Genomic DNA, 15020 nt, shown 5'->3' on the forward strand with positions numbered 1-15020 from the left:
CTCGCTCGACTTGCATGTATTAGGCACGCCGCCAGCGTTCGTCCTGAGCCAAGATCAAACTCTCCAAAAAAGTTTGTCTATGATTGACACCAATCAATCATAGGTAAATTCTTAGCAAAGAAGCTGCTAGCTTCTGTAATTCTTTAATAGAAAAAACAGGGTATGTTTTTTCTTGACATACTGGTTGTTTTGTTCAGTTTTCAAGGAGCAAAAAGTTTGTTTAGCTTTTCGCGTCAACTCTTATATTATACTATTTCTAAATTCCATTGTCAACAGTTTTTTATAAAAGTTTATCGCTTTGTTTTATCGCTTTTCAAATTAGCGACTTTATTAATATATCACGCTGTTAATTTAAAGTCAACAACTTTATTAAATTAATTTGAGTAGCTATATTCTGCAAAAGCAACGTTATTTACTTTACCATGATTGTGGCCATTAATCAAGACTTTATTACTGGAAAATAGTGGATTAAAAAAAGAGACAAGCCACTCTAAATTTAAGTGCTTGTCTCTTCACCTTCTTGCAAATTATCTATTACGCATTTGCGGGAATAATAATACATCACGAATAGATGGTGAGTTCGTTAATAACATAACTAATCTATCAATACCGATACCAAGTCCACCTGTTGGTGCCATACCATACTCCAATGCTTCTAGGAAATCTTCATCCATTAAATGTGCTTCATCATTTCCTTCTGCTCTTTCTTTAACCTGTGCTTCAAAACGTTCACGTTGATCAATTGGATCATTAAGCTCACTGAACGCATTAGCATGCTCACGAGCGACAATGAATAATTCAAAACGATCTGTGAAGCGCTCGTCTTCTTCATTTTTCTTCGCTAAAGGAGAAATCTCCACTGGATGCCCGTATACAAATGTCGGTTGAATTAGTTTTTCTTCTACCTTTTGCTCAAAGAACTCATTTACAACATGTCCAAATGTCATATTGTCTTTAATTTCTACTCCATGTTCTTTCGCTAGCTCTCTCGCCTTTTCGTCACTCATATGCTCCCAGAAATCTACACCAGTATGTTCTTTTACTGCGTCAACCATGTGCACTCGTTTCCACTCAGGCTTTAAGTCTATTTCGTAGTCTCCATAGGTTACAGTTGTCGTACCTAGTACTTCTTCTGCAATATGAGCAACCATATTTTCAGTAAGGCTCATAATATCATGATAATCAGCATATGCTTCATATAACTCTAACATAGTAAATTCCGGGTTATGTCTAGTAGATACCCCTTCATTTCGGAATACTCTTCCTATTTCATATACCTTCTCCAGACCACCAACAATTAGTCGCTTCAGATGCAGCTCAATTGCAATACGCATATATAGTGGAATGTCTAACGCATTATGATGTGTAATGAATGGTCTTGCAGATGCACCACCTGGAATGCTATGCATCATCGGTGTTTCTACTTCTAGGAACCCTTGGCCATCTAAATAGTTTCGCATTGCACGAATAATTTTACTGCGCATTACAAAGGTTTCACGACTTTCCATATTCGTGATTAAGTCTAAATAGCGTTGACGGTATCGTTGTTCCACGTCTTTAAGACCGTGATACTTTTCAGGAAGTGGTCTAAGTGACTTCGTAAGTAGTTGGAATTCAGTTACTTTAATAGATAATTCACCAACATTGGTTTTGAACATTAGTCCAGTAACCCCAACAATATCTCCAAGATCAATGGAGTTGAACACTTCATACGCTTCTTCTCCAATTGCATCTTTACGTACATACAATTGAATTTGTCCACTTAAATCTTGAACATGAGCAAAGCCGGCTTTCCCTTTGCCACGCTTTGTCATAATTCTACCTGCAATCGTAACTTGATATTTTGCTTCTTCTAATTCCTCTTTAGAGAATTGTTCATATTTTTCATGTAGTTCCTTCGCTAAATCTGTTCGGACAAATTTACCTCCAAAAGGATCAAGGCCTTGATTACGGTATGTATCGAGCTTTTCGCGCCGAACGCGCATATGATCATTTAATTCTTCTGACATTAGTATCAACTCCATTAATCAATTTTTTAAGATAAAGGTATAATTGGTTCGACCTTATAAATTCATTAAACAGTATCTCAACATAACCTTCATTTTACACCCGAAATGGCTTTATAATCAACTTATCACACTATATCGTGAACTAAAAGAAAAAACTGCTGGTTTTACGCCAGCAGATTTCTTCCAATATACATTTATACATTTAGGAAACTTTCATTTCCGCTTCTACTTCTCTTACAAATTCAAGTAATATATTCACTAGCTCATCACGAGTCTCCGCTTTGTTAATTTGCTTACGCGCCTTACCATTGCCTTCAATATCTTTTAAATACCAAGCTGCATGTTTACGCATTTCCATAATCGCTACTTTTTCACCTTTTAACTTAATTAAACGATCCATATGAAGCAAACATATATCTACCTTTTCTTGTGGGGTTGGATTATCGATTAAGACACCGGTTTCTAGGTATTGAACAATTTGGTAGATAATCCATGGATTTCCTAGTGCTGCACGTCCGACCATCACAGCATCTACTCCTGTTTCCTCTAGTCGCTTCTTCGCAATTTCAGGACTATCAATATCACCATTTCCGATTACGGGAATATTAACAGCTGCTTTTACCTCTTTAATGATATCCCAGTTCGCATAACCTTCATACATTTGCTTTCTAGTACGTCCATGGAGACCGATGGCACTTCCGCCTGCCGCTTCGATAGCTTTTGCGTTATCAATAGCGTATATATGATCTTCATCCCATCCGGTACGCATTTTTACCGTTACTGGTTTATCAACATTCTCTACAACGGCCTTCACCATGTTATAAATTTTATCTGGGTCTAATAGCCAGCGAGATCCAGCATCTATCTTGGTGATCTTCGGTGCTGGGCATCCCATATTAATATCAATAATAGACGCATTTGTGTTTTGGTCAACATATTGTGCTGCTTGAACAAGGGAATCTTTATCTCCGCCAAAAATTTGGAGACTCATTGGCATCTCTTGTTCATCGATATATAGCATTTTCATTGTTTTTTGGTTTCGATTTAAGATTCCTTTATCACTAACCATTTCAGCTGTAATTAGTCCTGCACCGAATTCCTTCACGGTTAAACGAAATGCCCAGTTACTTACTCCAGCCATTGGGGCAAGTGTTACGCGGTTTGGGATCGTGATGTTCCCGATATTCCACATATCTTATTCCTCCTTCCTACCTGTTAATTCTTCTATATCTATGTTTAGCGTTTCCGCTATCTGTTGGATTAATTTTTCGGACACCTCACGTGTACCTCTTTCAATTTTACCAAGCGTATTAAGGGATATATTCAGTTCCTTAGCTAGACGGACCTGTGTATAACCTTTTAGCTTCCGGAATGCCTTTATTCTTCTTCCTATTCGGCCTTTTTCCATATACGAATCTCCTCTTTATCTTGTTCTGGAAGATTGCGTAATAACTCAGCTACTGTTTTGCTTAATACTGGTACATTCAGACCCGGTGCAATCTCGTGAAGTGGGATTAATACAAATCCTCGCTCTCCCATTCTCGGATGTGGAATAGTTAATCGATCTGTTTCCCTATTTTCGTTATTATAGACCAAAATGTCAAGGTCGATTGTTCTCGGCCCAAACCGAATCGTTCGCTCTCGTCCAAGTTCGGCTTCAATTCCTTGGCATACATCTAATAATTTTTCTGAAGGTAAATCGGTATTTACTTCTACTACCATATTTAAAAAATCGGCTTGATCGGTATATCCAACTGGCGCAGTCTCATAAATAGATGAGGCTTTGAGTAGCTGGATATGTTCATTCTGCTCTAATAGATTAATCGCTTTATCTAAATACTCTGCTCTTGGTTCTATGTTTGTTCCTAATGCGATATATGCTTTATTCATTTCATTTCTCCCGATAGATTTCAACAGCTACAGATTGGTAATGCCCTGGTATTGGTGGATCTGGCTTTATTACTTTCACTCGACATGCTTCTAGTAGGGAGAATGAACCTAATAAATCAGACGCCACTTCCTCTGCAATTGCTTCTATTAAATTTTTTGAACTGCCTTCGACGATTTTTTTTACATGCGCATAGGCTTGGCTATAATCAATCGAATCGTACATGTCATCACTTTTACCTGCTTTTTTCGTATCTAAATAGAGCTCTGCATCTACTAAAAAACGTTGTCCTAACTTTTTTTCCTCTGGTAACAGCCCGTGGTACCCATAAAATTGCATATTGGTTAAAATAATTTTATCCATTACTTATCCTCCACCCTTATCATCGCATCCATCATTTTAGCTAGCTCCACATTAACTTTCACATTATGTACTCGTACCATATGTGCGCCTTTAGCAATTCCAAGACATGTCGTTGCTCCTGTACCTGTATCTCTTTCGGCAGGTGGTACATCTAATACACTACCTATAAATCGTTTGCGTGAAGTTGCTAGTAAAAGCGGGAATCCCATTGCGGTTAATTTTTCTAGATTCTTCATAACAACGAGATTGTCTTTAGGACTTTTCGCAAAGCCAATCCCCGGGTCAAGGATGATATTTTCCTTTGGGACACCTGCTCTAAGAGCAATATCAATACTTTCCTCTAAATCCTGTTTCATATCATCGATAAGAGAAGTATAATTCTCATTCGTACGATTATGCATTAAAATAATCGGAACGTTATAATTTGCAGCAACAGAAGCAATCTCCGGATCTCGCTTTGCTCCCCAAACATCATTAATGATTTCTGCACCGGCTTCTACAGCCTGTCTTGCGGTTTCTGCTTTATAGGTATCAATAGAAATTGGTATATGGATAGACTCCTTGACCGCGTTAATCATAGGTAGTACTCGGCTGAGCTCTTCTTTAATAGAGATTGGATCATGATCCGGTCGGGTTGACTCTCCGCCAATGTCGATAATATCTGCACCTTGTTGTTCCATCACAACTGCTTGTTCAACAGCCTTTTCAACAGTAGTATAATTTCCCCCATCAGAGAAGGAATCCGGTGTGACATTTAATATACCCATGATATGTGTTCTATCGAATAAGTTATATACTTTTGATTTTGTCTTTAATATCATACCAATCGTTTCCTTTCACCCCGAAATATCTAGTATCATTCTATCATATAACAAATTAAGGTATTAATTTAATGCCGTCTTAAGTTTCCAAAACGGTTAGAGAACTTATGGTAGTCGAATTGAGGGTGTGAGTTAATTCGGATAAATATAGTTCGATATTCTATAAGAGAGAAGTAAAAATGAATAAAGGCTAGCATCAAAGAATGATGCTAGCCTCCATCTCATTGTTTATTCTTCATCAAATTGATAAAGCGCAGTGGATAAATAACGCTCCCCATTATCTGGGAATACCGCAAGTACTTTTTTCCCTTTTCCTAGTTGTTTGGCAATCTTCTTCGCAGCAGCAACCGCAGCACCTGCAGAGATACCACCTAGGATACCATTTGTTTTCGCAACTTCACGGGATGTTGCGAATGCTTCTTCATTTTCGATTTGAATAACGTCATCATAAACCGCTGTATCTAGTACACCCGGAACAAAGCCCGCCCCAATTCCTTGGATTTTATGAGGTCCAGGAGTTCCACCGGATAATACTGGTGAATCAACAGGCTCAACTGCATAAATTTTGATATCTTGGAAATGTTCTTTTAGTACTTTACCAGCACCAGTTACCGTTCCACCTGTTCCGACACCAGAAACAAATGCATCAAGACCGTCCTTCATTTGTTCCACAATTTCGTTACCTGTTGTACGAGCGTGAATTTCTGGATTAGCTTGGTTCTCAAATTGCTGTGGCATGAAGTAACCCTCTTCTTTCACAAGCTCTTCCGCCTTTTTAATCGCACCTTTCATCCCTTCAGCACCAGGAGTAAGTACTAAGTTTGCTCCATATGCACGTAATAAATTTCGGCGCTCCTGACTCATTGTATCAGGCATAACGAGTACTGCCTTATATCCTTTCGCTGCAGCCACCATCGCTAAACCAATACCTGTGTTTCCGCTAGTTGGTTCGACAATAGTGTCTCCTTCTTTTAGCTTTCCTTCTTTTTCTGCAGCTTCAATCATTGCAAGTGCAATACGATCCTTTACCGAGCTACCCGGGTTGAAGAACTCTAATTTCACATAAATGTCCGCACTGTCTCCGTCTGTTATTCTGTTTAATTTAACAATAGGTGTATCGCCGATTAAGCCAGTAATATTATCTGCAACTCTCATTCCAAATTACCTCCTCATAATTCCCACTAAACAGATAGGATTTATATATAATGTAATTCTTAAGCCAAATAATGTCAATCCAAACGCCTAGAAATGGGCTATGGAGTATACAAATAAGTTCCTACTCTAGTTTATTCGTCGTATACCCATTCTATATCAAATTTTTCCCATAACGGGTCTGCAACCAAGTTCTGATTGATTGATTGTAATGCAAGCTCATTTCGAATATATGGTTTCAACTCTTCATAACTAAATGTGATGTCCGGTAATTTTTTATGAAGGAATAAAATCGCTACACCATTGGATGTAACAAATGGTTCACTATAAGTGTATTCTTCCAGTCCCTTTGCAATATCAAAGTAATTACTAGGGATAAATTCTGTGCTCGATGAATTAAATCCTAAGTAGCCACCATTTTCTCTCGTATCCTCATCGATGGAATATTCCTTAGCAAGTAAGGAAAATGAAGCCCCTGCTTCTAATTCTTCATATACTTTATTAGCTGTTTCTCTGTTGGCAACTAGAATATGAGATAGCTGAAAGGATTCGGAAAACTGATATTGATTATCATATTTGGTGAAATATGCTTGGACATCTTCTTCAGGCACTTGAACGTCCTGGGCTAGCATTGCTTCTAATTGATAGCGATAGATGATGTCCTCTCTCCAGTTTTCTTCTAACTCTTTTAACTCTTCTTCTGTTGTCAATCCTTGCATCGTCGTTAATAAGGCAATATCACGCTCGATTACTTTTTCACTCACGGTTATATTTTGCTCTTGTGCTAGCTTTTTTACAACCTCTTGATCAATTAAAGTTTTTAGCTCTTTCTTACCATAACTTTCTCGTAACGATTTCATCCAATCTTGAAAAGAAATTTCCGTGCCACCAATAGATGCAACTGGTTTTTGAGTATCAACTTCTTCATCTTCAACTATCGATTCGTCTGACCTGTCGTTCTTCCAAAGCAACATGGTTGCGACATTTGTTATGAGAAGAACAACAATAACACTTAGTAGTAGTTTATTTGACATAGTTTACTCCTTCCAATTACCTGGTAGCTCATAGCTGTTCCATTAACTCATTTAGCTCTTCTTCTGAGAAGTGATAGTTCTCATTACAAAAATGACAAGACGCTTCCGCCCCGTGATCTTCATCAATCATGGCTTGTATTTCTTCTTTCCCTAGTCCCATAATGGCATTTGCTAACCTTTCTTTTGAACATTTACACTTAAATTGAACTGGCATCTTTTCGTGTATTTTCACTTCTTCGCCTTCAAATAGTTCGGTTAAAATTTCCTCTGGTGTTTTACCTGCTTGCACAAGAGAAGAAATAGGAGGAAATGATGTAATACGGCTCTCTAATTTATCGACAATTTCATCATCTGCACCAGGCATTACCTGTACAATAAATCCACCGCTTGCAAGAATGGTATGGTCAGGATTCACCAGCACCCCTGCACCTACTGCTGAAGGAACCTGTTCTGATGTAGCAAAATAGTACGTAAAATCTTCACTAATTTCTCCAGATACAATAGGGACTTGGCCGGTAAAGAATTCACGAAGTCCAAGATCTTTCACAACACTTAAGCTTCCTGTTGTACCAACTGCTCTTGCAACATCTAACTTACCCTTACTATTTAAATCAAAATCCACATGCGGATTCGTTACATAGGCTCTAACTTCACCCTTTGCATTTGCATCTGCAATAATAGCACCGATAGGGCCACCACCTTCAACCTTTACCGTTAAAGAATCATTCCCCTTTAGCATGGCACCCATCATAGCAGAGATTGTCATCGTACGCCCCATTGCTGCTGAAGCTGTTGCCCACGTGTCTTGTCGTCTTCTTGCTTCCTCTACCATATTGGTGGAACGAATGGCATATGCACGAACCATTCCGTTAAATGTTGTTGCTTTTATTAAGTAATCTGACATGTTGTGTTTTGCTCCTTTTCATTTGTTATTGATTAATTTTATAAATTTCATATAAGCCCTTTAATGTTAAATATGGATCAACATAATCTATCGTCTCCGAAGCTTCACCAATTAATGAGGCTAACCCACCAGTAGCGATTACTTTTGCTTCTTGACCAGCAGTTTGTTTGATTCTATTCACAATACCATCCACTTGACCAATATATCCATAAAACACGCCAGATTGCATCGCTTCGACGGTTGATTTACCAACGACATTATCTGGTGCTTCTATTTCTATTTTAGGGAGCTTAGAGGCTCGTTGATACAATGCTTCCATGGAAATATTTATTCCTGGAGAAATGATGCCGCCACAATATTCCTTCGATTCATTGATATAGCAATAGGTTGTTGCCGTTCCAAAATCGATAATAATAAGCGGTGTATCGTGCTCCTGGATTGCTCCGACTGCATTTACTATCCGGTCGGCACCAATTTCCTTAGGATTAGGGTATCGCATTTTTAAATTGGTCTTTACGGTATCTTTACCGACGATAATCGGGTTAATCTGAAAGTACGTGTTACACATTCTTTCTAAGGCAAACATAATGGGAGGTACTACGGAGGAGATAACCACGCCATCGATATCGGCAAATTTGATTCCACTAAAGTCAAATAATGATTTGATAAGCATGCCGAATTCATCTTCTGTTTTATAGCGGTCGGTTTTGATTCGCCAGTGATATGCTAGTTCTTTATCATTAAAAACGCCTAATACTGTGTTTGTATTTCCTACATCTAGAACAAAAAGCATGTTACAAGTCCTTCCTACCAAAAATATGGTCCCTTAAGAATTTAGAACCAGCTGACTTAAGGTAATGTGACATTTTCCGTACAGGACTACACTCGTACAAAAATATGAGCGAAGTGTACTTAGGCCTGAGAGTATCAATATTATTACCAGCCAGCGCTAGTGTAAAAAATTTAAGTCCTTAATAATATACCAAAATCAATTACGTAAGTGAAATTTCCTAACCCAAAACAAAAGGTAGCCTCATTAGAAGGCTACCTTTTTCGATATTGTTAGTCGTTTTTGTTCTTATCTTCTTCTATTTCTTCGCGAAGTTTTTCGTCTACTTTTTCTTTTGCTTCTTCAAAAGAGTCAACCGTTTCGTCATCTTTCTTCGCATTAATATTTACTTTCACATCATCCACTTCTTCGTATTCTTCTGGATCTGGAAGAACACCTTTATCAAATAGAGACTTAATTTGTCTTGCATCCAATGTCTCAACCTCTAGAAGTGTTTGTGCTATTAATTCTAGCTTATCGCGATTTTCTGTAAGGATTGTTTTCGCACGATCATAGCAATAGTTGATGAAGTTTTGCATTTCTGTATCGATATCATGTGCAACTGCATCACTATAGTTTTGTTCGTTATTAATATCTCTACCTAGGAACACTTCTCCACCACCACTACTGTATTGAAGAGGTCCTAGCTTGTCGCTCATACCATATTCTGTAATCATTTTGCGTGCAATGTTTGTTGCACGTTGGAAGTCATTGGATGCCCCAGTACTTACTTCGCCAAAGACGATTTCCTCGGCAACACGACCACCTAATAATCCGGTAATCTTATCGAATAGCTCTGGCTTCGTCATGAAGTAACGGTCTTCTTTCGGAAGCATTACTGCATATCCACCAGCTTGACCACGAGGGACAATCGTTACTTTATGAACAACATCTGCCTCATCGAGCACCATTCCAATAATCGTATGGCCACTTTCATGATAAGCAACGATATTTCGTTCTTTTTCTGATATAACACGTGTTTTCTTGGCAGGTCCAGCTATGACACGGTCAATTGCTTCATCCACATCGGTCATATCAATTTCCTTCTTATCTTGACGGGCCGCAACTAGTGCAGCTTCGTTTAGAAGGTTTTCTAAGTCCGCACCCGAGAATCCAGGTGTACGCATTGCAATTGTTTTTAGATCAACTGAAGCATCTAATGGTTTATTTTTCGCATGTACTTTAAGTACTTCTTGACGACCTTTTACATCTGGACGATCAACAGTAATCTGTCTATCAAAACGTCCTGGACGTAATAATGCAGGGTCTAGAATATCTGGTCTGTTCGTTGCAGCTACGATGATAATTCCTTCGTTTGCCCCGAAACCGTCCATTTCTACTAGTAGTTGGTTTAGTGTTTGCTCACGTTCATCATGACCACCACCAAGACCCGCTCCACGTTGACGACCTACCGCATCAATCTCATCGATAAATATAATACAAGGTGCATTTTTCTTCGCATTTTCGAATAAATCACGCACACGACTTGCTCCGACACCCACAAACATCTCAACAAAGTCTGAACCACTAATAGAGAAGAAAGGAACTCCTGCTTCCCCAGCAACAGCACGTGCAAGTAATGTTTTACCAGTACCTGGAGGTCCAACTAAAAGAACCCCTTTTGGAATTCTTGCCCCAATTGCTGAGAATTTACGTGGGTCTTTTAAGAATTCAACTACTTCTACTAATTCTTGCTTTTCTTCATCTGCACCAGCAACATCGGTAAAGCGAACTTTTTTCTTTTCTTCATTATACATTTTCGCTTTACTCTTACCGAAGTTCATCACTCGGCCGCCACCGCCGCCTTGTGCTTGACTAAGCAAGAAGAAGAATAAAAGACCAATAATTAAGAACGGAATCATCGTAGTTAGGAGTGTAACCCAAATACTAGGCTGATCCATTTGTTCTGTTTTTAAGGCACTTTGTTCTCTTGCCTTTGTTGTAATATCAGTAACGATATCGTTATTATCAGGTACTTGAGCAACAAATTGTTTGTCGTCTTTTAACGTACCAGTGATACGCATAATGCCATTCACAGGCTTCATCGTCATTTCTTTGACATTACCTGCTTCAAGTGATTGCATGAAATCATTCACATTTAATTCTTCTGCTTGATCATGCTGACCACTTAACATACTAATTACGGCTATAATAACCAGAAATATAATTAAGTAAAAAAACGCACTACGGAAAACTCGGTTCAATGCCCTACCTCCTCCCAAACGGGAAAAACTATTAACAATAGTATCACATGAAATTTAAATTTTACAACTAATTGCTCTTTGCATTTCAAACAATATTCATTAGACCACTTTTTATTCTTCGCCACCATAAATTTCCGGTTTTAATACCCCGATATATGGTAGGTTTCGATATTTTTCATCATAATCTAACCCATACCCAACTACAAACGCATCTGGAACCTCAAACCCAACTAGGTCGGCTTCAATTTCTGCCGTTCTTCCAGAAGGTTTATCGAGTAAGGTTACAATTTTTACTGAATTTGCTTTGCGATATTTAAATAGATCCACTAAATAGCGTAATGTATTACCACTATCAATAATATCCTCGATAATTAATACATCGCGACCTTCTACTTTCGTATTTAGGTCTTTTAAGATTTTTACCTCTCCAGAGGAAACCATACTCGTTCCACCATAACTAGATACATCCATGAAGTCCATCTCTAGATGTGTTTGTACTTGTCTTAACACATCAGACATAAATGGTAATGCTCCCTTTAATACACCAATTGCTAATGGAAAACGCCCTTCGTACTCTTTTGTTAATTGTTCTCCTAACTCTTTACACTTCGCCGCTATTTCTTCTTCTGTAATAAGTATTTCCTTAATGTCGTTATGCACGATAATCCTCCTACAATTTACCTTGTTGATAATTTAGTTGTATATATAAGGAATGTTTTTGCTTTGGTATAGAGTCGCGTTTCTTTATACCAATAAGCCATAGTATATCCCCATTATTATCCGTTACTACTGGCCATCTATTCCGATCATGTAAGGGTACTTTTGCATCAATAAAAATATCTTTTAACTTTTTACTTCCATTTAACCCATTCCATGTCATTCGGTCTCCGTCCTGCCGGTTCCTAATATGTAAAGGCAGTACTACTTGGCTTGCCAAACAAATATATGTATGTTCATTCTGTATAGCAACTTCATTTGTATATGTAGCACGTATTGTATCACCATTAGGTAATAGCACCTCACCCGGTACTGCTAACACTTCATGGAAAGGTTCATTTTCTTCTTTCTGCTGAAAATAAAAGATAAGTTTATTATATGCTTTTTCTACCTTTAAATGACGGGGAAAATCAATTTGGACATTTCCCTTTTCTTTATTCATTAACATAAAGAATTGCTCTTCATGGACATAGGATAAATCTTTTGGTACGTCCTCATGATATAGATAGTTTAATATTAGATGAAAGGCCCGCCTTTGTAAAGCAGATGCACGTGATTGAAACTGATCAATACGAAACATGACTTTTATTGGTTTTTTCTCTGCAATAACAACATCCTCAAACATCTTTTTTGCTTCCGATTGTAGGAACGTCTCATCCATTTCTAGTGATTCATTTAAATGTTGCATCGTTTTGTGTAAATTAGGGTTCTTTTCCTTTAATAAAGGGAGTACCTTATGACGAAAATAGTTCCGGGTATAATCGACAGTTTCATTCGATGGATCAAGGCGTGGTACGATGTTATTCTCCTTACAGTAATCCTCAATAGCTTTCTTTGTTACACATAGGAATGGTCGTATGATAAACCCACCAGCAAATTCTCGTTTAACTGGGATACCGGCAAGGGAGCTGGAATCAGCCATACGAACCATTCGCATTACCATCGTTTCTGCTTGGTCATCACCATGATGACCAAAAGCCAAATAATCAGCTTGGAAATGCTGCATTTTCTCTGCAAAAAAGGCATAGCGCAACTCTCTAGCTGCTATTTGTGTGCCTAAGTGCATTTTCTTTTTATATTCGTTCACATCAATCGATGTTCCCACAAATTCTATATTCCACTTTCTGCAGATATTCTCCACATAGTGAAGATCCTCCACACTTTCCTCTCCACGAAGTCCATGGTCTACAGAAAGTGCAACTATCCGTAATCTCCATTGTTTCTGCATCCTGTTGAGAAAATGTAAAAGTGCCAAAGAATCCGGCCCACCTGATACAGCAACTAATACAGTAGACTCTGGGGAAAGTAGTTGATGCTTATGAATAAAGGATTCTACTACTTCATTCACTCATGTCCACCTTCTTATTCTTAAGTACTTCTCATTTTACCACTCTAATTAAGGGATGAACAACGAAGAAAGATAAAACCCTAGCGCCACTATTAAAAACCCTACAGACTCTACTGCTAGTGAGGGATTGTCTTCTTTCCTTCTCGTTGTAGATGCTTTGGATTGCTTCTGCAATTGATAAATTACAGCAGATACTTCTTGTTTCATTTCATCACTGGTATGATATTTCCCGAGCAATGCTTTCTTGAAACATGGACTATACGGTTGAAGTGCTTTGACGTCATTAATTTTCTTAAATAACGTAGCTTGTGGATTGGACCCCTTAGGAAAATGCCTTGGATAATAAACGCTAATAAACACCATAACTAACGCAAATAGGTCATAGCTTGGCTCAGCCTTTCTCGTACCTAGCCCCCAATAGCCACGGTCGTAGAACTCCGTGTATTCTTTTATCGCTCGACCAACTTGTGTGGTACCACCTACATCAATCCATCTAAGACGCGGCGGTGCATGGCTAACCAATAAATTGTCTACCTTTAAGTCACCAAATATCCAGCCAGATTGATGTAAATTCCCAAGGTCGTCTAATAACTGCAGCATAAATACGCCAATCCATTCGTTTCCATGTTGCTTAATAAATTCTGGTAAGGTTCTCCCTTGGATATATTCCATGACATAAAAAGAAAATGTCATACCTTGGGGCGTTACCCAATCATCCACATCCAATAAATAAGGTCCAAGACTTTTCGCTTGGACCTTCCCTAGTGATTTTAACACATTGACCTCCATTGTAATGGAAGAGCTTTTATCACTAATCTTCAATGCAGCCTTTTTTCCACCTGCATCACATAGATAAACCGTCCCAATCGCACCATTTCCAATCTTTCGGATGATAACGTATCGTTTTTGATGCCATTTACCGGTGATTGTCATCCCAGGCTTTAGAAAAGTATCATGCGTTCTCGATGTCTTGTTCATGGTTTCCTCTAAAGCTCCTTAACAAGCTTTTCTTACCAAACTGATACATTGCCTCACGGATAGCTGGCCCTGTTGGCGTAATTCCACCACTTGTAAGCTTCGGAAATACAGATGAAATCGAATCCAACTTCGGAGACCAGTCTAGTACTTTATCAATATCCTTACGTTTTCCTGGGAAGTTATAAATTGCAAAGCGATTTCTTCCAACTCTGGAGTTAAGGCTGATGGATAAATCAATTAACGCTTCCTTAACGGTTGGTAATTTATCATGCATACTTGCACTTGTATCAATGAGCACCAACACCTCTAGGTCACTTGTTTCACCCAAGTCCTCCACTACTTCCATTATTTCTCCTCGTTTTTCAGGGTCTAAATCTTCTATCGTTTGCTCTTTACCTAATATTTGCTTCAGCTCCATATTAACAAATCCCTGGATTGTTTGCGTCATGGCTTGTTTAGTTACGGTTTGTACGGTTTGTGATAATGCCTGCTTATATACTAGCTGGCTTACTCCGCCACCTGATAAGGCAATTTCTTCTACCTCTTGTAGACCCTCAGGATCTTCTGTTTGATCGTCTTCCAATATACCAATGACATTAACTGTTATCCCTTGCTGAAATGCTAATGCAGCTGTTGCCGCTGGGTCTTCCCCTTTATTCGAACACCCATCTGTAATTAATAGAATTTGCTTTAAAGTCCCCTTCTTCATACGAAACACCTCCATATTATTCCTTTACCATCATTGACAACAATGCTTCGAGATATACCTTTTT

Annotated in this window: 15 protein-coding genes and 1 rRNA gene; all 16 read right to left on the bottom strand. The window is 38.4% G+C overall.

The genetic code is table 11. The features are described from left to right. Positions 1-70, bottom strand: a 16S ribosomal RNA gene (locus tag ACSKT4_RS09075); the annotation flags it as partial. Positions 71-527: 457 nt separating this feature from the next. Then, positions 528-2009 carry a lysine--tRNA ligase gene (gene lysS, locus ACSKT4_RS09080; RefSeq protein WP_186871142.1) on the bottom strand — a complete coding sequence of 494 codons (1482 nt, stop codon included), beginning with the start codon at positions 2007-2009 and terminating at the stop codon, positions 528-530. A 202-nt stretch (positions 2010-2211) separates the two neighbouring features. Continuing rightward, positions 2212-3201, bottom strand: a complete 990-nt coding sequence (dusB, locus tag ACSKT4_RS09085) for a tRNA dihydrouridine synthase DusB (RefSeq protein ID WP_186871141.1) — start codon at positions 3199-3201, stop codon at positions 2212-2214. Between the two features lie 3 nt (positions 3202-3204). Further along, a complete protein-coding gene (locus ACSKT4_RS09090) occupies positions 3205-3417 on the bottom strand; it encodes a helix-turn-helix domain-containing protein (RefSeq protein WP_186871140.1) in 213 nt (70 codons plus the stop codon). Beyond that, the gene (gene folK / locus ACSKT4_RS09095; protein ID WP_186871139.1) at positions 3399-3899 is read right to left on the bottom strand and encodes a 2-amino-4-hydroxy-6-hydroxymethyldihydropteridine diphosphokinase; all 501 of its coding nucleotides are present in this window, start codon (positions 3897-3899) and stop codon (positions 3399-3401) included. Before folK ends, ACSKT4_RS09090 begins: the two co-directional genes overlap by 19 nt. 1 nt (position 3900) lies before the next feature. Next, positions 3901-4260 (bottom strand): dihydroneopterin aldolase, encoded by a 360-nt coding sequence (gene folB, locus ACSKT4_RS09100; protein ID WP_186871138.1) that lies wholly within the window; start codon positions 4258-4260, stop codon positions 3901-3903. Continuing rightward, complete coding sequence (folP, locus tag ACSKT4_RS09105) at positions 4260-5081, bottom strand: dihydropteroate synthase (RefSeq protein WP_211740759.1); 822 nt, start codon at positions 5079-5081, stop codon at positions 4260-4262. Before folP ends, folB begins: the two co-directional genes overlap by 1 nt. A 228-nt stretch (positions 5082-5309) precedes the next feature. Beyond that, the gene (gene cysK, locus ACSKT4_RS09110; protein WP_186871136.1) at positions 5310-6236 is read right to left on the bottom strand and encodes a cysteine synthase A; all 927 of its coding nucleotides are present in this window, start codon (positions 6234-6236) and stop codon (positions 5310-5312) included. A gap of 131 nt (positions 6237-6367) precedes the next feature. Beyond that, positions 6368-7267 carry a peptidylprolyl isomerase gene (locus tag ACSKT4_RS09115; protein ID WP_186871135.1) on the bottom strand — a complete coding sequence of 300 codons (900 nt, stop codon included), beginning with the start codon at positions 7265-7267 and terminating at the stop codon, positions 6368-6370. Positions 7268-7295: 28 nt separating this feature from the next. Beyond that, entirely contained in the window at positions 7296-8171 is an 876-nt protein-coding gene (hslO, locus tag ACSKT4_RS09120) for an Hsp33 family molecular chaperone HslO (RefSeq protein WP_186871134.1), read from the bottom strand. A 25-nt stretch (positions 8172-8196) separates the two neighbouring features. After that, positions 8197-8964 carry a type III pantothenate kinase gene (locus tag ACSKT4_RS09125; RefSeq protein ID WP_211740761.1) on the bottom strand — a complete coding sequence of 256 codons (768 nt, stop codon included), beginning with the start codon at positions 8962-8964 and terminating at the stop codon, positions 8197-8199. A 269-nt stretch (positions 8965-9233) separates the two neighbouring features. Next, positions 9234-11204, bottom strand: a complete 1971-nt coding sequence (ftsH, locus tag ACSKT4_RS09130; RefSeq protein ID WP_186871132.1) for an ATP-dependent zinc metalloprotease FtsH — start codon at positions 11202-11204, stop codon at positions 9234-9236. A 111-nt stretch (positions 11205-11315) separates the two neighbouring features. Further along, entirely contained in the window at positions 11316-11864 is a 549-nt protein-coding gene (gene hpt / locus ACSKT4_RS09135; RefSeq protein ID WP_186871131.1) for a hypoxanthine phosphoribosyltransferase, read from the bottom strand. A gap of 10 nt (positions 11865-11874) precedes the next feature. Continuing rightward, positions 11875-13269 (bottom strand): tRNA lysidine(34) synthetase TilS, encoded by a 1395-nt coding sequence (gene tilS, locus ACSKT4_RS09140; RefSeq protein ID WP_186871130.1) that lies wholly within the window; start codon positions 13267-13269, stop codon positions 11875-11877. 48 nt (positions 13270-13317) lie between these two features. Further along, positions 13318-14247, bottom strand: coding sequence for a protein kinase domain-containing protein (locus tag ACSKT4_RS09145; protein WP_186871129.1), 930 nt, complete (start codon positions 14245-14247; stop codon positions 13318-13320). Further along, complete coding sequence (locus ACSKT4_RS09150; RefSeq protein ID WP_186871128.1) at positions 14222-14956, bottom strand: vWA domain-containing protein; 735 nt, start codon at positions 14954-14956, stop codon at positions 14222-14224. The genes ACSKT4_RS09145 and ACSKT4_RS09150 overlap by 26 nt, the downstream gene beginning before the upstream one ends. Positions 14957-15020: the final 64 nt, after the last annotated feature.

This window comes from Ornithinibacillus liuyingii (assembly GCF_055550225.1).

Excerpts from the sequence above, each read along its gene's own strand:
- lysS (WP_186871142.1), bottom strand. The coding sequence starts at position 2,009 with ATGTCAGAAGAATTAAATGATCATATGCGCGTTCGGCGCGAAAAGCTC.
- dusB (WP_186871141.1), bottom strand. The coding sequence starts at position 3,201 with ATGTGGAATATCGGGAACATCACGATCCCAAACCGCGTAACACTTGCC.
- ACSKT4_RS09090 (WP_186871140.1), bottom strand. The coding sequence starts at position 3,417 with ATGGAAAAAGGCCGAATAGGAAGAAGAATAAAGGCATTCCGGAAGCTA.
- folK (WP_186871139.1), bottom strand. The coding sequence starts at position 3,899 with ATGAATAAAGCATATATCGCATTAGGAACAAACATAGAACCAAGAGCA.
- folB (WP_186871138.1), bottom strand. The coding sequence starts at position 4,260 with ATGGATAAAATTATTTTAACCAATATGCAATTTTATGGGTACCACGGG.
- folP (WP_211740759.1), bottom strand. The coding sequence starts at position 5,081 with ATGATATTAAAGACAAAATCAAAAGTATATAACTTATTCGATAGAACA.
- cysK (WP_186871136.1), bottom strand. The coding sequence starts at position 6,236 with ATGAGAGTTGCAGATAATATTACTGGCTTAATCGGCGATACACCTATT.
- ACSKT4_RS09115 (WP_186871135.1), bottom strand. The coding sequence starts at position 7,267 with ATGTCAAATAAACTACTACTAAGTGTTATTGTTGTTCTTCTCATAACA.
- hslO (WP_186871134.1), bottom strand. The coding sequence starts at position 8,171 with ATGTCAGATTACTTAATAAAAGCAACAACATTTAACGGAATGGTTCGT.
- ACSKT4_RS09125 (WP_211740761.1), bottom strand. The coding sequence starts at position 8,964 with ATGCTTTTTGTTCTAGATGTAGGAAATACAAACACAGTATTAGGCGTT.
- ACSKT4_RS09145 (WP_186871129.1), bottom strand. The coding sequence starts at position 14,247 with ATGAACAAGACATCGAGAACGCATGATACTTTTCTAAAGCCTGGGATG.
- ACSKT4_RS09150 (WP_186871128.1), bottom strand. The coding sequence starts at position 14,956 with ATGAAGAAGGGGACTTTAAAGCAAATTCTATTAATTACAGATGGGTGT.